Raw genomic sequence first — 20740 nt, 5'->3', positions numbered from 1 at the left:
ATGACGATCGCCCACCTGTTGTTACCGCTGCTCTTGCAGGCTGGTGCGGAAGTCGATGCCGCCCAATACGCGCCGGACTGTGCCGAGCCCCTCACGCAGCGGGCGATGAACCACTGCGCCGCGCTGGAATGGGAGGAGGCCGATGCCGCGCTCAACGCCCAGTGGCAGGAGACGGCCGCACAAATGCGCCGGATGGACCGGACGACGAGGCCGGATGACGGCAGGCCGGGCTACTTCAGCCAGCTGCTGCGCGGACAGCGGGCATGGCTGGTCTACCGCGATCATCATTGTGCCAGCGTCGGCTACAACGCGCGCGGCGGATCGCTGGAGCCGTTGCTGGTGAGCACCTGCAAGACCGAACTGACGCGCGAGCGAACCGGGCAACTCGAAGAACTGGCGCAATGGCCGCAATGACCTCCTCTTTCGATTTCGAAGCCTACATCGCTTGCTTCCTGACCGGCGATGATGAGGCCCTGATACAGGGGTTCTATGCCGAGGACTGCGCCATGCATTCGGGCAGCGGCGTAAGGCGCGGGCACGAAGGCATGCGCGAATTCCTCGCCTGGGCGCACGACGGCGTGCGCGAATGCCCGCGCGTGCAGCACTACCTGCAGGACGGGCGAACCGTCTTCGCCGACATCGACATGGATTTCCACGCCACCGGCCACCGCCCCGATTTCCCCTTCGGCGAACTGCATCCCGGCGACAGCATCACGGTGAAGTTCCTCGCCCGCTACGACCTCGACGAGGACCAGAAGGTGAAGACGCTCACCACATCGGCCTGGCCGCCGAACCAGGGGGTCACCACCCTGCCCCCGCTCGGCGCGCACCCCAGCCAGATCGCCGCCTACCACGCCTACGCCGCTGCATTCTCCAACGGCGATGCGCAACGTTTCGCTCAGTTCTACACCCCCGACGTGGTGCTGGAATTGTCGTCGGTTGGGCGGATCGAGGGCGCGGAAGGCATTGCGGATTTCTACTCGCAGATGTTCGAAACGGTGCGCGAGACGCTGGTGATCCACGATCTGGACGCGACCGACGAGCGCATCGTCGTCGACTGCACGAGCCGCTTTACGGCTACCGAAGATGCACTCGACTTCGTCGTGGCGCCGCTCGCCAAGGGCGAGTTCGTGGAGGTCGGCGTGAAAGTCACCTATACGCTGCGGGACGGTCTGATTTACCACATCGCCGTGGAGCGGACCCGCGACCCCGTGGCGAGTGCAGGCTAACCTCGAAGTTTCGCCGCGACCTGTTCGAGCTGTTCGGGCGTGTCGACATCAAGCAACGTGTCCGGCTCCGCATCGACGAGCGACAATCCCTCGAGACCTTGCAAGATCGATGCCGCGCCGCCGCGTTCGCCGAGCCAATCATGGATGCGCGCCAAGTCCGGACTGCGCAGGCAGACGGGAACTCCCGTCGCACCGTCGGGGTAGCGCGTGGCTGCGCTGGTGTCGCAGCCGGTCAGCGCCTTCAGATGGCGGACGGTCACCAGCGGCATGTCGGCAAGCAGGATCAGGACATCTCGCCCGGCTAGGAGCGCCTGCTCCGCCGCCAGTCGAACCGACGTTCCAAGACCAGCGTCCGCATTCGGGTTCGTCAGAATAGTCCAGCCTTCGGCCTTGCTGGCAAAGGCCGGAGGAGCGGACCTGACGACAATAACCCCCTGCTGCAGCCCCGCCTCGGCAACGGCATCGAGTGCCCATCGGCCAAGCGGCTTCCCGGCACAGTCCGCATCCAGCTTGCCACCGCCGAAACGCCGCGCCTGTCCGGCGGCGAGCACCACGACCATCGGCGTCTCAGCCATGGTGCGGGTGCCGCAATTCGTAGGCTCCGGCGATATCCGCAAGCGCCGAAAGCGCGAGGCCAAGCGGCTCGCGGCTGTGCTTCACCGTGCCGATGGGGCTGGCGATGCGGGCAATCTGCTGCGGCGCGAAGCCCAGCGAGACAAGCTCCGCCTCCCTCGCGGCGCGGGCCGGTGCCCCGCCCTGCGCGCCGATCATGAAAGCCGATGTGGTGAGTGCCCATTGCAGGATTGCGCGTTCCCATTCGTGATCGTGGAACAGCAAGACGATGGCGGTCCAGCGGTCGGCGGCCAAATGGTCGGGAGCCTGACCAAGCGAGAGCGAGCCACCGTCGCGGCCGTGCGTTTCGACAGCGATCCCGGCGGCCTCGGCCACCTGGGCCATAGCCGCGAGTTCGGGCCCCTCGCCGAACAGCACGAGGCGCAGTTCGGGCACGTAGCGCCGCTTGGCCAGGGGGCTCGGCTTCGGCAGAACGAGGTGCGCTTCCTTTCGCTCATCGAGCCGCGCCACCGCCTCGCGGCAGGCGTCACGGTCAGGATCAGGATCAATCAGAATGTCCAGCCCGCCGCCGCAAGGAAGGCGAAAGTCGATCTTCGACGACCCTGCGCCGTAGCGGATCACACGCCGCTCTCCGCCCGTGGCGATCTCGCGCGCCAGTTCCTGTTCCAGGCAACCGTCGGCAAGACTGCCGGTTACGCGTCCGTCCGGATGCACGGCGAGTTGCGCGCCGAGGCGGCGCGAGAAACTGCCTTCGATGTTGACGATCGTGCACAAGCCGACGCCCGTCTGGCAGGCCGCGCGCAATGCGGCTTGGTCGCCTGCCAGCTCTGCGCTCATGTGACTACTGACTGCGCGCGGGGATCTCGGACGGGTCGATACCCATGCGCAGTTGCGCTTCCTCGCCGCGGAGTTCCTCGAATGCTACCATGAGGTTGATATAGGCGCGCCCGCGCGGAGTGCCACCGTATTCGAGGCCCGGCAGCGGCGTATCGCCCATGAACACCGCGAAACTGGGCATCGATTCAAGCTGAGCCAACGCATCTTCCGGCGTGCCGCCGCGCTGTGCCGTTTCCTCGGCCACCTGCACCAGGCCGCGGTTGAACGTGACCCAGCTGAGAAATTCCTCGCGCGTATGCACGCTACCGTGCCCGGCAATCACACGGTCCACTTCGGGCACGTTGTAATAGGCAGCCGTCACGGTGGTGGGCAGCGCCAGCATGGAACCGCCAGAGCCGGGATCGATAAGCGGGCTCATGTGCCAGGCATAGATATCGCCTGCCATCATCGTGCGGTCTTCCGGAAACACCACGAAGGCATCGCCATCGGTGTGACCAGCACCGAAGTAGTGCAGCTCGATACGATCTTCGCCCTCGCCGATCTGGCGATAGTTGGCGAATTCCATGTCCACCGTATTGGGGGGGAACGGACCGCCTTCTGCCTGCATCCGCGCCGCCGTCTTGGCCTGCGCCACCACCTGCACGCCATGGTTCTCGCGGAAATAGCTGTTGGAGCCGACATGGTCCGGGTGCGAGTGCGTGTTGATCACCATGGTGATCGGCTTGTCGCTGATGGAACGCACCTGCTCCATGATGGCATCGCCCTGGCCTGGCACCTTGGTATCCACCAGAACGATGTCGTCGGAACGGACAAAGACAATCGTGTTGCCTCCCGAACCGGGGATGCGCCACACGTTCTCGCTCACCTGCTCGGCATCGGTAACGCCCGGCAATCCTTGTGCCATCGCGCCGGTGATGGCGATACCGCCAAGGCAAATCGCCGAAAGGACTGTTACACGCTGCATTGTTATCTGCTCCCCAGATTCAGGACTCTGTCAACGAACCAATAGGCACCTGCGAGCACCACCGCAAGCGATCCGCCGATAACGATACGCTTTGTCACCTGCGGCATGCGCTTCCGCAGCCAGGCAAGAGCCAGGGCAAAAGGCACGACAATGGCCAGCTGGCCGATCTCCACCCCGATGTTGAAAGCCAGCAGCGACCACGCGAGGTTACCGGTGGGCAGGCCGAATTCGCGCAACACGAAGGCGAAGCCGAAGCCGTGGATCAGCCCGAACAGCAGGGCGAATATGGGCCGCAAGTCCCGCTGCCCTTCCTTGCGTAGCAGGTTGTCCGCCCCGACGATCACGATGCTGAGCGCGATCAGCGGCTCGATCAGCCACGCAGGCGGTGCGAATGTGCCCGTGGCGGCCAGGGCCAGCGTGACCGAGTGGCCCACAGTAAAGGCGGTGACGATCACTGCCAGACGCCGTAGCGAACCGCCGAGCAGGATCAGGCCGATCAGAAACAGCACGTGGTCGGGCCCGATCAGCACATGATGTGCGCCTGATGGCACGAAGGTGGCGAACACGGCCGCCACGCCTGCGGCCGTGCCAGCGTAGTGCGTCTGCGGCGGGCTGTCGGCACCGAACAGGAACTGTTGCCTCAGCTCGCCTTTCTCGTAGATGTTCACGAAGGTCTGGTGAGCGGGATCGTAGGGAAACAGATGCGCGTCGACGATAAGCGAAGGCGTAGGGGTCATGTCCGAACGGAAGCGCAGCAACAGCGCATCGTCGGCCGCAGCGGCGGAAATATCCTGGAATTGCAGCGGGATGACTTCGCCATCCGCATTCATGAACACCAGCCTGTCTCTCAGCATGCCCTTGATATCACTGTATTGCGAAGCCAACACACGTTCGTCGAGCAAGGTCTGCGGTTCCTCGATACCCAGTTCATGCGCGAGGTCGATCGTGTGAACGCTCAGCGTGCCTTCGATATGCTGCTCGTGCAGTTCGACGTCGGCGTAACTGAACGGCGCGGGGTGTGCCTGTGCAGGCCCCGAAATCGTCAGGACCGCCACGAACATCAGAGCGAGAAGACTTCGAAACGGATGCAAGATTAACACTTTGTTGCGCGAATAACACGGCGATGCGGGATTGTGTGCATAGTTACAGGCAGATGCTTGGAACAGTTTAATAGCGGCCTTAGACCGTTACTTGGAGATAAGGAACAAATGGACGGGGCTGACAGTATGGCGGGCATTGCTGTTTGGCGGCGCAGTCTGTTCGTTGCTGTCCTTCCGCTGGTGGCCAGCGCCTGTGCCACGCAGCCTGCGAACATCGCGCAGCCCGATATCGCCGTCCCTGCCGAATGGCAAATTTCCGATCCTGCTCCCGTCTCCGCCGATATCACGCAATACTGGACGCTGCTGGACGATCCGCTCCTTACCTCTTTCGTCGAGCAGGCCATCCTCGACAACCGCGATCTCGCGCAAAGCGCCGCCCGGCTCGATCAGGCACGCGCCTCGCTGTTGCAAGCCCGTGCGGGCTACCTGCCGTCTCTTTCGGCAACGGGCGGGGTAAACCGCGACATCGGCGATCTGGCCCGCGACGGTGTGCAATTCTCGCTAGGCGCCGATGCCGCGTGGGAGATGGACCTGTTCGGCCAGATCTCCGGCAATGTCGCCGCGGCCGAGGGCGAGCTGGCCGCGCAGGGATACTCGCTGGCAGACCTGCAGCGCCTGATCGTCGGTCAGGTGGCGATTGCCACGATCAACGCCCGCGCCACGGCGGAGCAACTCGACATTGCCCGCTCCACGCTCGCCTACCAGGACGACAACCTGCAGATCGCGCGCTGGCGCAACCAAGCGGGGCTGGTTTCCAGTCTGGACGTGGAGCAGGCCCGCACCCAGCGCGCGCAGACCGCCGCGACCATTCCGTTGCTGGAAAGCAGCCTGACCGCCACGGCCAACTCCATCTCCACCCTGATCGGGGAGGCGCCGGGACCAGTGCTGGCAGCGATTGTCGCGGACGAGCCGGAGCCTGTACCCTCCCCCCCGATGCTGGCAGGGTTCGAAGCGCCTGCCGAAGTGCTGCGCCGCCGCCCAGACGTGCGCGCGGCGGAGGCGAGCCTTTTTGCCAGCACGGCGCGCATCGGCGTCGCGCGCGCGCAACTGCTGCCGCTGGTGCGCCTGTCCGGCAGCATCGGCACGGGGGCAGCGACGGCGGGCAACCTGTTCGACATCATCACCGGCGGGCTTTTTGCGGGCGTAAGCCAGCTCATCTTCGACGGCGGCCGCACCGCAGCACAGGTGGATATCGCAGAAGCCGGGGCCGACGCCTCGCTCGCCGCGTGGGAGCAATCCATCCTGGACGCCCTGGAGGACGTGGAGACCGCCGCCGTCGACCAGCGCACCGCCGATGAGCGCGTCGCCATCAACGAGGAAGCGCTCGACGCCGCCGACAACTCCGCCCTGCTGGCGCGCAGCCAGTACCAGGCTGGCCTCACCGATTTCCGAACGCTGCTGACGGCAGAGAACCAGCTGCTTTCCGCCCGCAACCAGCTCGTTTCCGCCCAGGCCGACCGGGCCATCGCCTTCGTTCGCCTGACACAGGCGCTGGGCGGCGGGTGGAGTATTTCCGATTACGATCTCCCGCCGGTGGCCAGCAGCCCCGCGGACAGCAACAGGACCGCGCAATGAGCCAGACCGAGACAGAACAGGACATTGGCGATTACCTCGCGACCGGGAAACCGCGCAAGTGGTACAAGAAGCGCTGGGTCTGGGTGGTCGCGGCTATCGTGCTCGTCCTGATCCTCGCGTCCACCGTATTCTCCGGCGACGATGCGGGCCCTGACTATATCACCGCCGAGGTGGAGGAACGCTCGCTTGACCTGACGGTGACGGCCACGGGTAACCTGCGCCCCACCAACCAGGTGGAAGTCGGCTCCGAAGTTTCTGGCCGGATCGACGATATCTATGTCGATGTGAACGACGTGGTGACACGCGGACAGGTTCTGGCGCGGATCAACACCGACGTAATCGAGGACCAGATCCAGCAGGGACAGGCCAACCTGAACGCCGCCCGCGCTGCCGTGCTGCAAGCGCAGGCGACCTTGCAGGCCGATACCGCCCAGCTGGAGCGTCTTCGTGAAGTGCGCCGCCTGTCCGATGGCCGCGTGCCCAGCCAGGCCGAACTGGAGCAGGCCGAGGCCGCCGTCAGCCGCGGACAGGCCGCCGTCGCCAGCGCACGCGCCAATGTCTCTGCCGCGCAGGCGCAGCTTTCCAGCGCGCAGACCAACCGCGACCGCGCGGTGATCCGCTCACCCGTTTCGGGCGTGGTGCTCGCGCGGCAAGTGGAGCCGGGACAAACCGTGGCTGCCAGCTTCAACACGCCCACGCTGTTCGTCCTGGCAGAAGACCTCGGCACCATGCAGCTGCGCGTCGATATCGACGAAGCGGACGTTGGTCAGGTGGAGCCTGGGCAGGAAGCCACCTTCACCGTCGACGCCTATCCCGGCCGCCGCTTCCCCGCCCGCGTCGAGCGGGTTGACCTTGCTTCGAACAATATCGCCGTTGCCCAGCAGCAACAGCAGCAGGGCCAGCAGGTCGTCAGCTACGAAGCGCGCCTGATCGTGGCGAACGACGACGGGCTGCTGCGCCCCGGCATGACGGCAACCGCCACTATCGCCACCACCAACACCGGCACCGCCATGCTGGTGCCAAACGGCGCGCTCCGCTTCGATCCGAACGAGGAAGAGGAAGAAGGCGGCGTGTTCGGACCGCAGCAATTCGGCCTCGACAGTGAGGACAGCGCCTCCATCGGTGTCGGCAGCCGCCAGACCGTATATGTGGTTGAAGCCGACGGCAGCCTTCGCGCAATCGAAGTCGTCACGGGCCAGAGCGATGGACGCGAAACGGTGGTGACGTCGGACGAACTCGAAGTCGGCATGGAAGTCGTCACCGGGATCAGGGCAGGACGCCAGTGAGTGAAGCGCCGCTCATCGAACTGGAAGGGATCACCAAGACCTTCGGCGAGGGCGCGGCAGCGTTCCAGGCACTGAAGGGCGTGAACCTGACGATCGAGCGCGGCGATTTCGTGGCCGTGATGGGGCCTTCGGGATCCGGCAAGTCCACCACGATGAACATTCTCGGGTGCCTGGACGTGCCCACCAGCGGACGATTCCGTTTCCGAGGCGTCGAGGTGCAGGACCTGAGCCGCGACCAGCGCAGCCTGCTCAGGCGGCGCTATCTCGGTTTCGTGTTCCAGGGGTTCAACCTGCTTGCGCGGACCTCGGCACTGGAAAACGTCGAACTGCCCCTGCTCTATCGCGGCGAGAGCAAGAGGATGCGGCGCGAAGCCGCAGAGCGTTCGCTCGACCTTGTCGGCCTGTTGCGGTGGGCGGATCACACGCCCGCAGAGCTTTCCGGTGGCCAGCAACAGCGCGTGGCGATCGCCCGCGCTCTTGTCACCGATCCCGACGTGCTGCTGGCGGACGAGCCCACCGGCAACCTCGATACCGAGCGTTCGGTCGAAATCATGGAATTGCTGACCGAGCTCAACGCGCGGGGCATCACCGTGCTGATGGTGACGCACGAGGCGGAGATGGCGGAGTTCGCCAAGACCATCGTGCATTTCCGCGACGGGCTGGTGGAACGCATCGATCGCGGATCGCGCTCCGCGCACGCCATGCAGGAGAGCGTCTGATGTTGCAGAGCCTTCGTCTCAGGCTGGGCATGATCGGCGCGACGATGCTGCTGGCGCTGCGGGAAATTCGCCGTCACCTTCTGCGCAGCTTCCTCACCACGCTCGGCATCATCATCGGCGTTGCCGCCGTCATCACCATGGTAACCTTGGGACAGGGCCTCACTGCCGATGTGCAGGAACAGGTCTCGGGCCTCGGGTCTGACGTCTTTATCGTGTTCCCGCAGCAGGCCGATCCCAACGTGGCGCCGCCGCCGTTCGACGAGGCCGATATCCGCGCAGTGGAGAACCAGATCGCCGGGATCGAGAACACTGCAGGCTCCGTCAGCACCAACGTCACGGCTTTTCACAACGGGCAGGACTGGTCGACCAGCCTCGAAGGCGCGGACGGCGAATTCTTCGCCGCCCAGTCAATCGACGTGATCGAGGGCCGCGAGTTCAACGCGGAGGAAGAATCCCGCGGCGAAAGCGTGTGCATCGTCGGCCCTAAGGTGGTGGAGGAAATCTTCGTCGCCGACCGGGTGATCGGAGAACAGATGCGCGTGGGCAACGTGTCTTGCCAGGTTGTAGGCGTGATCGACGAGCGCAGCAACTCGGTGGGCGGCGGCGATGCCAACGACGTCGTCTTCATGCCACTGAAAACGGTCCAGCGCCGCTTCATCGGCAATGCCGACAACGTCCAGTTCTTCGTCGTGAAATACGATCCGGCCTACGAAACGTCCGTGATCCAGCAACAGCTGATCGACCTTTTGCGCGAACGCCGCGTTATCCAGGACGGTGAGGATAACGATTTCAACATCGTCGACACCGCAGAGATCAACGACACCGTGAACACCGTGACCGGCACCATGACGGCCGTCGTTACGATGATCGCCGCGATCAGCCTGCTGGTGGGCGGCATCGGCATCATGAATATCATGCTGGTCTCAGTGACGGAGCGCACGCGCGAGATCGGCATTCGCCTCGCCATCGGTGCGCTTGCGCGCGAGGTGCGGCTTCAGTTCCTGATGGAAGCCGTGGTGCTTTGCTGCTTCGGCGGGCTGATCGGCATTCTCTTGGCGCTGGGCCTGTCTATCGTGCTGGCAGGCGTGGCGGACCTGCCCTTCATCTTCGATCCGGCAGTCAACATCCTGAGCTTTGTGTTCAGCGCGATAATGGGGATCATCTTCGGATATTACCCCGCGCACCGGGCGAGCAGGCTGGACCCGATCGACGCGCTCAGGCACGAGTAGGACCGCGCCCGGTTCGGGGCGCGGCCCTGATCGTCAGGCGGTGTCGACGAGGACGACTTCGCTGTCCTCCAGCGCCTTCACCGTCAGCGTGTCGAGATCGGCTATGGCCACGCCGTCGCGCGCTTCCGCAACCTTGCCCTCGATCTCCAGCTTGCCAGTTGCGGGCACAAGGTAGCCCTTGCGGCCGCCAAGGTCGTAAGTCGCAGTCTCGCCCGCCGCGATGGTGGCGCCCAGCACGCGGGCATCGGCATGGATGCGCAGGGCATCGCTGTCTTCCTCGCGCCCGCTCGCCAGCACGTCGAACCGGCCCGAACGCGCATCCTTGGGGAAACGCTTGGTGCCCCAGCTCGGCTTGTGCCCCTGCCTGTCGGGCAGGATCCAGAGCTGGAAGGAGTGGGTCTCCTCGTCGTCCATGTTGTATTCGGCGTGCTGGATACCGGTGCCTGCACTCATGACCTGCACGTCACCGGCCTCGGTGCGGCCTTCGTTGCCGAGGCTGTCCTTGTGCGTGATAGCGCCTTTGCGAACGTAGGTGATGATCTCCATATTCTCGTGCGGATGGGGCGGGAAGCCGGAGCGCGGCGCGATGATATCATCGTTCCACACCCGCAGCTTGCCCCAGTGCATCCGGCGCTGGTCGAAATACTCCGCGAAGGAAAAATGGAAATTGGCATCGAGCCAGCCGTGGTTAGCCTTGCCCAGACTATCGAACTTGCGAACTTCAATCATCGCCTGTCTCCTTTGTACAAGAGATGGTGCGACGACGAGCACGCGCAATGTCGCCGCTTCTTGGGCACCCTCAAGCCAGGCTTTAGCCTTGCAACGTCAGTCGCGAATCACCGCACGGCATTCGCCAAGGCCGATCCGCGCGAAGCCTTCCTTCTCTGCAAAGGCGGTGATGATGACTTCGTCACCGTCTTCCAGGAATGAGCGCGTTTCGCCATTGGGCAAGGTGATTGCCTTCTTGCCGCCTTCCGTCAGTTCGATCAGACTGCCTTCGCCGCCTTCCTCGCCGCTGGTCAGGGTACCAGTGCCAAGCAGGTCTCCGCTACGCAGGTTACACCCACCGACCGAGTGGTGGGCGATAAGCTGCGCCGCCGTCCAATACATGGCCGTCATCGGGCCGCTGCTGAGCTTGTGCGGCGCCTCGCCGTCCTCGCGCATCTTGGCGGTCGCGATGGAAACCTCCATCGTAATGCCGAAAGCGCCGGTTGCCTGGTCGCGCTCGTCAAACAGGTATTCCAGCGGCTTCGGATCGCCCGCGGGCCGCGCGGGCTGTGCGGTACGGAACGGGGCCAGCGCATCCATGGTGACGATCCATGGCGAAATGCTGGAATGGAAGTTCTTCGCCAGGAACGGTCCCAAGGGCTGGTATTCCCATGCCTGGATGTCGCGTGCGGACCAGTCGTTCAGGATCGAAATCCCGGCGATGTGTTCTTCCGCCTCGCCGATGGGAATGGGGTGGCCCAAAGCGTTGCCCTTGCCCACCCAGATTGCCATTTCCAGCTCGTAATCGAGCCGTTCGCTCGGGCCGAATGGGGGCTCCGCGCCGTCTTCGGCAGGCTTCTTCTGGCCGCTGGGGCGCTTCACGTCCACGTCGGACAGGCGGATGGACGAGGACCGACCGTGATAGCCGATGGGCACATACTTGTAGTTCGGCAGCAGCGGATTGTCCGGGCGGAACAGGCTGCCGATGTTTTCTGCGTGATGGATGCCGGTGTAGAAATCGGTGTAGTCGCCCACCGTCACCGGAACGTAGAGCTGGCAGTCCTTGGCCTTGTGCAGCGCGGCCTCCACGGCGCTTTTTTTGTCATCGTCGGTCAACAGCTTGAACACGCCCTGGCGCAGCGCGCGCAGCGAATCCGGGCCGCGATCCAGCAGATCGTTCAGCGTCGGCTGGCCAGCGAGGCGAGCAGCCGTCGCGGCTTCCAGCTCCAGCAGGCCGGCGATGTCGCCAAGGTCCAGAATCATGTCACCGATCGCCATGCCGCCGCGCGGATTGCCGTCGCTGGGGCAGAACACTCCCAATGGCAGGTTCTGAACCGGGAAATCCGGGTGGCCATTGGCGCTCTCCACCCAGCTTTTCGCGTCGGGATCGTGAGTGAAATCGGTTTCGATGGTCGTGTCGGTCATTTGGGTAGTTTCGCTTTCTCGAAGCCTTCCCAGCAGGCATCGTAATCGGGTTGCAGGGTTCCGCCGTTCATGGCGAAGTCGGTGGTCTGGATGATAGCGCGGCTCTCGAACATGAAAGCCAGCGTGTCCTCGATCCTGGTCGGCTTGAGGTCGGCCTCCATCGCCTTGCGCGTGCTGTCGGCATCGGGGCCGTGGCCGTTGAACTGGTTGTGGAGCGATGCGCCGCCGGGCACGAAACCGCCCCCTTCCTTGGCATCGTAGACGCCGTGGATCAGGCCCATGAACTCGCTCATCACGTTGCGGTGGAACCACGGCGGGCGGAACGTGTCCTCGCCCACCATCCAGCGCGGCGGGAAGATCACGAAATCGCAGTTGGCCGTTCCCGGCGTGTCGGACGGGCTGGTGAGCACGGTGAAGATCGAGGGGTCGGGATGATCGAAGCTGACCGTGTTCATGGTGTTGAACCGCGCAAGGTCATAGCGGCAGGGCGCGGAATTGCCGTGCCAGGCGACGACGTCGAACGGCGAATGGTCGATGGTGGTCGTCCACAACTTGCCGTTGAACTTCTGGACGATCTCGAAGTCCTCGTCACGTTCCTCGAACCAGGCGACGGGCGTTTCGAAATCGCGCGGATTGGCAAGGCCGTTCGCGCCGATGGGGCCCAAGTCGGGCAGGCGGAAGGGCGCGCCGAAGTTTTCGCAGATATAGCCACGCACCGGCTCGTGGATCTCGACGCGGAAGCGCATTCCGGCGGGGATCAGCGCGATGTGGCCGGGGGAGACTTCCATCCGGCCAAGCTCGGTGACGATACGACAATCGCCCTCCTGCGGCACGATCAGCATCTCGCCGTCGCTGTTCTGCAAGGCGCGCGTGTCCATGCTGGCACTCGCGGCATAAAGGTGGATGCCGATCCCGCTTGTCGAGGGATCGCCGTTGCCGCCGAATGTCACCATGCCATCCACGAAATCGACGTGGCCTTCAGGCATGGGCAGCGGGTCCCAGCGCAGCCGGTTTGGCGTGGTGTGGCTGCCATCGGGCGCGGCGAGGAGTTTCGCGCCACTGTAAGGCCGGAACGCACCGTGCGCCGTGGTGGGCCGCATACGGTAAAGCCAGCTGCGACGGTTCTCGACGCGCGGGGCGGTGAATGCGGTGGTGCTGAACTGCTCTGCATAAAGGCCAAACGCGGGCCGCTGCGGACTGTTGCGCCCTTCCGGCACCACGCCCTCGACAGCCTCGGTGGCGAAGTGGTTGAGAAATCCCGTCTGGTAATGCATCTGTTAGTCTCACCTGAAACTTCTTTTCAGGCTCAATGCCTCGCTTCGCGCGTATGATCAATGCTCGTAGGACGACAACGACCGAAACCCCAGGAGGTGCCGATGAAGCTGTATGGATACTGGCGAAGCTCGACGAGCTATCGCCTGCGCTGCGCGCTCGAATTGAAGGGCCTCGAATACGAACAGGATCCCGTCAGCCTGATCGAGGCGCGCCACAAGGAGGACAGCTTCACGTCGCGCAACCCCTTTGCCGGGGTGCCGATGCTGGAGGCCGATGGCCGCGATCGGGCGCAGAGCATGGCCATTATCGCCTGGCTGGACGAACGCTATCCCGACAAGCCGCTGCTGCCGGCGGACATCGAACAGCGTTTCACCGCGCGCGAGCTTGCCTATGCCGTGGCGACCGAGCTGCACGCGCCGCTCAACCTGAAGGTGCTCAAATACCTGAAGGACCCGCTGGGTCACGACCAGGAAGAGATCGACATCTGGTATCGCCACTGGCTCGCCGCCACGCTGGTGCCGGTCGAGAAGCGGCTGAAGCAGCTCGATACGGGCGACTTCCTGTTCGACCGTCCCGGCCTGTTCGAAGCCGTTTTGGTGCCACAGCTCTACAACGCGCGGCGCTTCGATTTCGAGCTCGACGCCTGCGACAAGATGGTGCGCATCGAGCAGGCGTGCATTGCCTTGCCGGAGTTCCAGCGCGCCCACCCGGACAACCAGCCCGACGCGCCGGGCGCCTAGCTTGAAAGGCAGCCTTGCCCCCATCGTCATGCCCGCTAGATAGGCTGGCGAAGGAGAGGCATTCATATGCAAGAGATCGTACGTAACCCCGCGAATTCCCCCGACACGCATTGCTCGCCGGAGGATTACAAGGCGCTTTACCGGCGCTCCGTCGAGGATGCGGACGCTTTCTGGCTGGAGGAGGCCAAGAAGCGGCTGGACTGGTATCAGGAGCCGACGAAGGCGGGTGAATGGTCGTTCGACCCCGTGGACATCAAGTGGTTCGCCGACGGTTCGCTGAACCTGTGCCACAACTGCGTCGATCGTCACTTGCCCGAGCATGCCGGGCGCACCGCGCTGATCTTCGAGCCGGACGATCCCGCAGCGCCGGGCCGCACCCTCACCTATGCCCAGTTGCACACCGAAGTGGTGCAGATGGCGAATGCGCTGAAGGCGCTCGGCGTGACGAAGGGCGACCGCGTGACGCTCTACATGCCGATGGTGATCGAGGGGCTGCTCGCCATGCTCGCCTGCGCACGCATCGGGGCAATCCATTCGGTGGTGTTCGGCGGCTTCTCTCCCGAAGCGCTGGCGGGCCGACTGGAGGCTTGCGAGAGCCGCTTCGTCATCACCGCCGACGAGGGGCTGCGCGGCACCAAGAAAATCCCGCTCAAGGCCAATGTCGATGCCGCGCTGGACCATGACGGGGTGCAGGTCGACGGGGTGCTGGTGGTACGCCACACGGGCGGCGAGATCACGATGCGGGAAGGCCGCGACCGCTGGTATCACGACCTCGCTAGCGACGAGGATTGCCCGTGCGAGGAGATGGGCGCTGAAGACCCGCTGTTCATCCTCTACACCTCCGGCTCCACCGGTAAGCCCAAGGGCGTGCTCCACACCACCGGCGGCTATGCGCTGTGGACGGCGGCGACGTTCCACTACACCTTCGATTACCAGCCCGGCGAAGTGTTCTGGTGCAGCGCCGATATCGGCTGGGTGACGGGCCACAGCTACGTCACCTACGGCCCGCTGCTGAACGCGGGCACCAGCGTGGTGTTCGAAGGCGTGCCCAACTACCCGGATTTCGGGCGATTCTGGGAAGTCGTCGCCAAGCACAAGGTCAACATCTTCTACACCGCCCCCACCGCGATCCGCGCCCTGATGCGCGAGCATGACGAGTGGGTGGTGAAGCACGACCGCTCTTCCCTGCGCATCCTCGGCACCGTGGGCGAGCCGATCAATCCCGAGGCATGGCGCTGGTATTACGAGGTGGTGGGCGAAAGCCGCTGCCCCGTGGTCGATACCTGGTGGCAGACCGAGACGGGCGGCCACATGATCACCACCTTGCCCTACGCCCATGACATGAAGCCGGGCAGCGCAGGCAAGCCGTTCTTCGGCGTGCAGCCGCTGCTGGTCGACAACGAGGGCCAGCCGCTCGACGGCGCGACCGAGGGCAACCTGTGCATTTCCGCCAGCTGGCCGGGGCAGGCGCGCACGGTCTACGGCGATCACGACCGCTTCATCGAGGCCTACTTCTCCACCTTCCCCGGCCACTATTTCACCGGCGACGGGTGCCGCCGCGATGCGGATGGCTACTACTGGATCACGGGCCGCGTGGACGACGTGATCAACGTATCCGGCCACCGCATGGGCACTGCCGAGGTCGAGAGCGCGCTGGTGCTGCACCCGCAGGTGTCCGAAGCCGCCGTGGTGGGCTACCCGCACGACGTGAAGGGCCAGGGCATCTACTGCTACGTCACCCTGATGGAAGGCGAGGAGGCCACGGACGACCTGAAGGCGGACCTGAAACAGCAGGTGCGCAAGGAGATCGGCCCCGTCGCCACGCCCGACCACATCCACTTCACCGACGACCTGCCCAAGACCCGCAGCGGCAAGATCATGCGCCGCATTCTCAGGAAGATCGCGGAGAACGACTACGGTTCGCTGGGCGACACCTCGACGCTGGCAGACCCGTCGCTGGTTGATCGGCTGATAGAAGGGCGACAGAACCGCTGAGCGGGGATCGTGGAACGCCGACAGGGGCGTTTCGTAAAACTTTATCGGGCCACTTTTCCCAGTCCTGACAAGAGCTTGAGGCGATTTCTCCGGTTGGACCTGTAACCTTCCGGAAAATCGTCGCGTCTGGGGACTGGCGGTATGCATGGCCCTCGTGCTGGCCACGATCCTGCAAGTAGGAAAGGCGCGGATGCCCTAGTGCATGTGCGGCTTTTCGGCCCCGCGCGGCACGCGGATATTGTCGACCAGCTTGCGGATATCGGCGGGCGGGGCCTTGGTGAGGCTCGCCACGCCGATGGCCACGGCGAAGTTGATGACCATGCCGACGACCCCGATCCCCTCGGGCGAAATGCCCAGTAGCCAGTTGGCCTCCACGTTCGCGGCAGGTTCCCACAGCTTGAACCAGGCGATGTAGAGGAAGGTGAAGGCAAGGCCGCTCACCATGCCCGCAATCGCGCCCTCCTTGTTCATGCGCATGGAGAAGATGCCCATGAAGATCGCCGGAAACAGGCTCGCCGCCGCCAGCCCGAAAGCAAAGGCCACCACCTGCGCCACCCAGCCGGGTGGATAGACGCCGAGGTAGCCCGCCACCACGATGGCCGCCGTCGCCGCGACTCGCGCGGCCAGCAGTTCGCCCTTTTCCGATATTTCGGGTCTGAATGTCTTCTTCAGCAAGTCGTGACTGACCCCGGACGAGATCACCAGCAACAGCCCCGCAGCCGTGGAAAGCGCGGCGGCCAGCCCACCCGCCGCCACCAGCGCGATCACCCAGCCGGGCAGATTCGCAATCTCCGGGTTCGCCAGCACCATGATGTCGCGGTCCACGTAGACCTCGTTATCGTTGGCCGTGGCGGGGTTCTCCAGCAGTCGCTCTCCCGATGCGCCCTCGCCCACTTCGCTGAACACCGGCGCGCCTTCGAAAGCGTCTCCGGGACGGTACTGCATCACGCCATCGTCGTTCTTGTCGCGCCAGGCGATCAGGTCGTTCGCTTCCCAGTTGGTGAACCACTCGGGCGCTTCGGAATAGGCCTGCTCGTTCACCGTCTCGGTAAAGTTCAGCCGGGCAAAGGCGCCCACCGGGCCAGCTGTTACGTAGAGCAGCGCGATGAACAGCAGCGCCCAGCCCGCTGACTTGCGTGCATCCGACGCCTTGGGGACGGTAAAGAAGCGCACGATCACGTGCGGCAGGCCCGCCGTTCCCACCATCAGCGCCATGGTGATGCAGAACACGTCGATGGTGGACTTGCTGCCGTCGGTGTAGGCGGCAAAGCCGAGATCGGTCAGCACCAGGTCCAGCTTTTTCAGCACGTACATGCCGCTGCCGTCGTTCACCTCGCTGCCCAGCCCCAGCGCCGGGATCGGGTTGCCCGTCAGCATGAAGCTGATGAAGAAGGCGGGCACCATGTAGGCGAAGATGAGCACGCAATACTGCGCCACCTGCGTGTAGGTAATGCCCTTCATTCCGCCCAGCACGGCGTAGATGAATACGATGCCCATGCCGATCACCACGCCCCACAGGATCGGCACGTCGAGGAAGCGGCTGAACACGATGCCCACGCCGCGCATCTGCCCGGCGATATAGGTGAAGCTGATGAAGATCAGGCAGATCACCGCCACCACGCGCGCGGCCTTGGAATAATACCGCGTGCCGATGAAATCGGGCACAGTGAACTCGCCGAACTTGCGCAGGTAGGGTGCCAGCAGCAGCGCCAGCAGCACGTAGCCGCCGGTCCAGCCCATCAGGTAGACGCTGCCGTCGTAACCGAGGAAGGCGATGAGGCCCGCCATCGAGATGAAGCTGGCCGCACTCATCCAGTCGGCAGCCGTCGCCATGCCGTTCACCACCGGGTTCACCCCGCCGCCCGCGACGTAGAACTCAGCCGTGGAGCCCGCCCGGCTCCAGATGGCGATGGCAATGTAGAGAGCGAAGCTCAGCCCTACGAAGAGGTAGATCAGCGACTGCGTTTCCATCGCTCCGCCTCAGCTGTCGTCGTCGTCGAGATCGAACTTGCGCTCGATCCGGTGCATGGCGACCACATAGATCGCGATGAGGGCAAGGAAGACGTAGATCGCGCCCTGTTGCGCGAACCAGAAGCCCAGCGGATATCCACCGATGCTGAATTGGTCGAGGAAATCGCGAAAGAGGATGCCCGCAACGAACGATACGGCGAACCAAACGCTCATCAGCACGGCCAGCAGCCGGATGTTGGCGCGCCAGTAGGCCTTCTTGGCTGCCTCAAGCCGCTCCGCTTCGTTGTCAGTCTCGTCCAATGCCGTCCTCCCCTTTGCCAAGGGAGGCTATCGCAATCGCTGCGGCGCTGCCAGCGCATAGCCGATCCGTTCGCCGAAATTTGATTTTGCACAATGCGCGCCTTCTTACGGCGCGGCAGAGGTATCCTCACGCAAGGAGACATGACAATGCTCAAGCAGACAGGAAATGCCGGCGGTGGGAAGCGAGCCATTCCCGGCACGCTGGTGTTCGATGGCGATGCGGCGCAGGCGGGCTATGCCCTCAACGCCATGTGCTATTCGTTCAACGATGTCGCCAACCGCGCGGCCTTCGCCGCGGACGAGGAAGCCTACATGGACCGCTTCGGCCTGACCCCCGCCCAGCGCGGGGCCGTGCGTGCGCGCGACGTGATCGCGATGCTGAACGCGGGCGGCAACGTCTATTACCTCGCCAAGCTGGCCGGTATCCTCGGGCTGAACGTGCAGGACCTCGGCGCGCTGCAAACCGGTATGTCGGTGGACGATTTCAAGGCCGCGCTGATGGACCACTCGATGACCGAGACTCGCGTGGGAGACGATGAAAGGATCGTGGCATGAGCCGGATTTGCGGAGGTATCTTCACCAGCCACGTGCCCGGCATCGGCGGGGCCATTGCCAAGGGCCTGCAGCAGGACCCGTACTGGAAGCCGTTCTTCGACGGGTTCGGTCCGGTGCACAAGTGGCTCGCTGCCGAGAAGCCCGACGTCGCGGTGGTGTTCTACAACGATCACGGCCTCAACTTCTTCCTCGACAAGATGCCGACCTTCGCCATCGGTGCAGCGCCAGAATACCGGCACGAGGACGAAGGCTGGGGCATCGCTTTCAAGCGCCCCTATCCCGGCCATCAGGACCTTTCGTGGCACATCATCGAGCAGGTGGTGGAAAGCGAGTTCGACCCCGTCATGTGCCAGTCCATGCTGGTGGACCATGCCGTTGCCGTGCCGTTCGAACTGTGCTGGCCGGGCGATGCGCCTTTCACCACCAAGCTGGTGCCCATCGCCATCAACACCGTACAGCACCCCCTCCCCAGCCCGAAACGCTGCCATGAGCTTGGCAAGGCCGTGGGCCGCGCCATCGAGAGCTTCGACAGCGACCAGAAGGTGGTGGTGTTCGGCACCGGCGGCCTTTCGCACCAGCTGGAAGGCGAGCGGGCGGGCCATATCAACGTGGACTACGACAAGTTCTGCCTGCGCAACCTCGCTCCCGATCCGGAGGCGCTGTTGCAGCACGATACGCTCGACATCGTCGAACTGGCCGGGAGCCAGGGGGTCGAGATTCTCAACTGGATTGCCGCACGCGGCGCCCTGCGCGGCAGCGTGCGAGAACTTTCCAGCAATTACCACGTGCCGATCTCCAACACGGCGGCGGCAACGGTATTGCTGGAGAACCGGGCGACCGTCCGCGCCTGACACAACACGGACATCTCCCGCCTTCACGGGCCTCGCAAGCTGCTTGCGGGGCCCTTTTTTTTCGGGACGGATCAGATCGCGCTGCTGAACTTGCGGGCGCTGTGCTGGCGATAGGGATCGAAAGCGGCGGCGATGCTGCGGGCATAGGGCACCGCGTGATCGCCGATCACGACCTGGCCGTTGTCGAGCGAGCACAGCCCCGCCTCCAGATAGGGTGCAAGCCTTTCGTGCGCGCCGTCCAGCGTGGCGGCATCGACGCGGGCGCGGCCACGGCACAGCAGTTCCTCGATGATCGCGCCGCAACGGCGATCCTCTATACTGCGCCGCTTGCCGCGTGTGGCTGTCAGCTCTCCCTGCGACAGCATCATGCGGTAGCGGCCCGAATTCTTCTCGTTCTGCGCCAGCAAGCCGGGGAAGGAACTGATCGCCGATGCGCCCATGCCAATGAGCGCGGTCGCCTGATCCTCGGTAAAGCCCTGGAAATTGCGCCGCAGCCTGCCTCGGCGCGCGGCCACGGCCAGCGGGTCGTCAGGCAGGGCAAAGTGATCGAAGCCGATGGCCTGATAGCCTGCCGCCAGCAGCCGCTCGTAACCCATGGCCGCCATGTTGAAGCGCGCCTTGCCGCCTGGGAGGTCCGTCGCGTCGATCTGGCGCTGGCGCGGGAACATGCCGGGCACGTGGGCATAGCCGAACAGCGCGATACGATCCGCGCCGAAACGCTGCGCGTTATCGAGCGAGTCCTCGAGGTCGTCCATCGTCTGGCCGGGCAGGCCGTACATCAGGTCGAAATTCATCGAGGTGATGCCAGCGGCGCGCAGGATTTCCACGCCCTTGTCGATCATCTGGACCGGCTGCACGCGGCCGATGGCTTCCTGCAGGCGCGGCGCGAAGGTCTGCACCCCCATGCTGGCATGGGTCGCCCCGATGCCGCGCAGCACCGCCTGCCACTCGCCCGTCAGCGTGCGCGGGTCGAGTTCGATGGAAACGGTGGGCGCATCGAGCGGGAACTTGATCACCAGCTGCTCGAACAGGCGCACGAAATCGACAGGCGCCAGTGCATTGGGACTGCCGCCACCGAAGGCGATGCGCGTCACCCGTGCATTGGCGGGCAGCAGCGCGGCGACCAGCGCGATCTCGCGGTGCAGCGCGTCCATGTAGCTGTCGAGCCGCTGCTTGCGGTTGGCGGCGGCGGTGTTGCACCCACAATACCAGCAGATCTTCTCGCAGAACGGGATGTGGACGTAGAGCGAGACTTCGCCCGTCGCCATGGAAATGGCATCGGCAAGGTCTGCCGGGCCGATGTCGTCACCGAATTCGGCAGCGGTTGGGAAGCTGGTGTAGCGCGGAACGGGCACCGCGAGCAGGTCTGGATGATAGGGCCACATGCGATTGTCCCTCGGCCTTTCGG

20 protein-coding genes are annotated in these 20740 nt (G+C 64.4%); 10 read left to right on the top strand and 10 right to left on the bottom strand.

What is annotated here, in order from left to right; all coding sequences use genetic code 11:
• Both D4Q51_RS11710 and D4Q51_RS11705 read left to right on the top strand, forming a co-directional pair.
• A complete protein-coding gene (locus D4Q51_RS11710) occupies positions 1–414 on the top strand; it encodes a lysozyme inhibitor LprI family protein (protein WP_120077925.1) in 414 nt (137 codons plus the stop codon).
• Positions 402–1229: a nuclear transport factor 2 family protein gene (locus tag D4Q51_RS11705; protein ID WP_120077924.1), complete on the top strand. Its 828-nt coding sequence runs from the start codon at positions 402–404 to the stop codon at positions 1227–1229. Before D4Q51_RS11710 ends, D4Q51_RS11705 begins: the two co-directional genes overlap by 13 nt.
• Here the strand turns inward: D4Q51_RS11705 and D4Q51_RS11700 are convergent.
• Genes D4Q51_RS11700 through D4Q51_RS11685 form a run of 4 tightly spaced genes read right to left on the bottom strand, consistent with a single transcriptional unit; the run spans position 1226 to position 4664 of the window.
• Positions 1226–1804 carry a nucleotidyltransferase family protein gene (locus tag D4Q51_RS11700; RefSeq protein WP_120077923.1) on the bottom strand — a complete coding sequence of 193 codons (579 nt, stop codon included), beginning with the start codon at positions 1802–1804 and terminating at the stop codon, positions 1226–1228. The two genes, D4Q51_RS11705 and D4Q51_RS11700, sit on opposite strands and share 4 nt — an antisense overlap.
• Positions 1797–2639, bottom strand: a complete 843-nt coding sequence (locus tag D4Q51_RS11695) for an XdhC family protein (protein ID WP_120077922.1) — start codon at positions 2637–2639, stop codon at positions 1797–1799. The genes D4Q51_RS11700 and D4Q51_RS11695 overlap by 8 nt, the downstream gene beginning before the upstream one ends.
• Before the next feature lie 4 nt (positions 2640–2643).
• Positions 2644–3603 carry an MBL fold metallo-hydrolase gene (locus tag D4Q51_RS11690; RefSeq protein ID WP_120077921.1) on the bottom strand — a complete coding sequence of 320 codons (960 nt, stop codon included), beginning with the start codon at positions 3601–3603 and terminating at the stop codon, positions 2644–2646.
• 2 nt (positions 3604–3605) lie between these two features.
• A complete protein-coding gene (locus D4Q51_RS11685; RefSeq protein WP_120077920.1) occupies positions 3606–4664 on the bottom strand; it encodes a HupE/UreJ family protein in 1059 nt (352 codons plus the stop codon).
• A gap of 165 nt (positions 4665–4829) precedes the next feature.
• On the opposite strand from D4Q51_RS11685, the gene D4Q51_RS11680 reads away from it, so the two are divergent.
• The 4 genes from D4Q51_RS11680 to D4Q51_RS11665 are packed head-to-tail and all read left to right on the top strand — an operon-like array spanning position 4830 to position 9512.
• Positions 4830–6278, top strand: a complete 1449-nt coding sequence (locus D4Q51_RS11680; RefSeq protein ID WP_120077919.1) for an efflux transporter outer membrane subunit — start codon at positions 4830–4832, stop codon at positions 6276–6278.
• A complete protein-coding gene (locus D4Q51_RS11675; RefSeq protein WP_120077918.1) occupies positions 6275–7564 on the top strand; it encodes an efflux RND transporter periplasmic adaptor subunit in 1290 nt (429 codons plus the stop codon). The genes D4Q51_RS11680 and D4Q51_RS11675 overlap by 4 nt, the downstream gene beginning before the upstream one ends.
• On the top strand, positions 7561–8283 hold the full coding sequence (locus D4Q51_RS11670; protein ID WP_120077917.1) for an ABC transporter ATP-binding protein: 723 nt from the start codon (positions 7561–7563) through the stop codon (positions 8281–8283). The genes D4Q51_RS11675 and D4Q51_RS11670 overlap by 4 nt, the downstream gene beginning before the upstream one ends.
• Before the next feature lie 29 nt (positions 8284–8312).
• A complete protein-coding gene (locus D4Q51_RS11665; protein ID WP_120077985.1) occupies positions 8313–9512 on the top strand; it encodes an ABC transporter permease in 1200 nt (399 codons plus the stop codon).
• Positions 9513–9545: 33 nt separating this feature from the next.
• On the opposite strand, the gene D4Q51_RS11660 is transcribed toward D4Q51_RS11665, so the two are convergent.
• The 3 genes from D4Q51_RS11660 to hmgA all read right to left on the bottom strand — a co-directional run bounded on the left by D4Q51_RS11660 (position 9546) and on the right by hmgA (position 12919).
• Positions 9546–10241 (bottom strand): pirin family protein, encoded by a 696-nt coding sequence (locus D4Q51_RS11660; RefSeq protein ID WP_120077916.1) that lies wholly within the window; start codon positions 10239–10241, stop codon positions 9546–9548.
• 96 nt (positions 10242–10337) lie between these two features.
• Positions 10338–11645 (bottom strand): fumarylacetoacetase, encoded by a 1308-nt coding sequence (gene fahA / locus D4Q51_RS11655; RefSeq protein ID WP_120077915.1) that lies wholly within the window; start codon positions 11643–11645, stop codon positions 10338–10340.
• Positions 11642–12919 (bottom strand): homogentisate 1,2-dioxygenase, encoded by a 1278-nt coding sequence (hmgA, locus tag D4Q51_RS11650; protein ID WP_120077914.1) that lies wholly within the window; start codon positions 12917–12919, stop codon positions 11642–11644. Before hmgA ends, fahA begins: the two co-directional genes overlap by 4 nt.
• Positions 12920–13021: 102 nt before the next feature.
• Here hmgA and maiA point away from each other — a divergent pair, with 102 nt between their 5' ends.
• Both maiA and acs read left to right on the top strand, forming a co-directional pair.
• Positions 13022–13660, top strand: a complete 639-nt coding sequence (gene maiA / locus D4Q51_RS11645) for a maleylacetoacetate isomerase (RefSeq protein ID WP_120077913.1) — start codon at positions 13022–13024, stop codon at positions 13658–13660.
• Between the two features lie 66 nt (positions 13661–13726).
• Complete coding sequence (gene acs / locus D4Q51_RS11640) at positions 13727–15655, top strand: acetate--CoA ligase (protein WP_120077912.1); 1929 nt, start codon at positions 13727–13729, stop codon at positions 15653–15655.
• A gap of 195 nt (positions 15656–15850) precedes the next feature.
• Here acs and D4Q51_RS11635 read toward each other — a convergent pair whose 3' ends face one another.
• Complete coding sequence (locus tag D4Q51_RS11635; protein WP_120077911.1) at positions 15851–17626, bottom strand: sodium:solute symporter family protein; 1776 nt, start codon at positions 17624–17626, stop codon at positions 15851–15853.
• A gap of 9 nt (positions 17627–17635) precedes the next feature.
• Positions 17636–17926, bottom strand: a complete 291-nt coding sequence (locus tag D4Q51_RS11630) for a DUF4212 domain-containing protein (protein ID WP_240624696.1) — start codon at positions 17924–17926, stop codon at positions 17636–17638.
• Positions 17927–18073: 147 nt separating this feature from the next.
• On the opposite strand from D4Q51_RS11630, the gene D4Q51_RS11625 reads away from it, so the two are divergent.
• Together D4Q51_RS11625 and D4Q51_RS11620 are read left to right on the top strand one after the other, a co-directional pair.
• Positions 18074–18481: a protocatechuate 4,5-dioxygenase subunit alpha gene (locus D4Q51_RS11625; protein WP_120077910.1), complete on the top strand. Its 408-nt coding sequence runs from the start codon at positions 18074–18076 to the stop codon at positions 18479–18481.
• Positions 18478–19332, top strand: coding sequence for a class III extradiol dioxygenase family protein (locus D4Q51_RS11620; protein WP_120077909.1), 855 nt, complete (start codon positions 18478–18480; stop codon positions 19330–19332). The genes D4Q51_RS11625 and D4Q51_RS11620 overlap by 4 nt, the downstream gene beginning before the upstream one ends.
• A gap of 71 nt (positions 19333–19403) precedes the next feature.
• On the opposite strand, the gene hemN is transcribed toward D4Q51_RS11620, so the two are convergent.
• On the bottom strand, positions 19404–20717 hold the full coding sequence (gene hemN / locus D4Q51_RS11615) for an oxygen-independent coproporphyrinogen III oxidase (protein ID WP_120077908.1): 1314 nt from the start codon (positions 20715–20717) through the stop codon (positions 19404–19406).
• Between the last annotated feature and the right edge of the window lie 23 nt (positions 20718–20740).

This window comes from Aurantiacibacter odishensis, assembly GCF_003605195.1.
Taxonomy (GTDB): Bacteria; Pseudomonadota; Alphaproteobacteria; order Sphingomonadales; family Sphingomonadaceae; genus Alteraurantiacibacter; species Alteraurantiacibacter odishensis.
The sequence above is the reverse complement of the archived record's forward strand: the minus strand, read 5'-3'. Positions and strand labels throughout refer to the sequence as shown.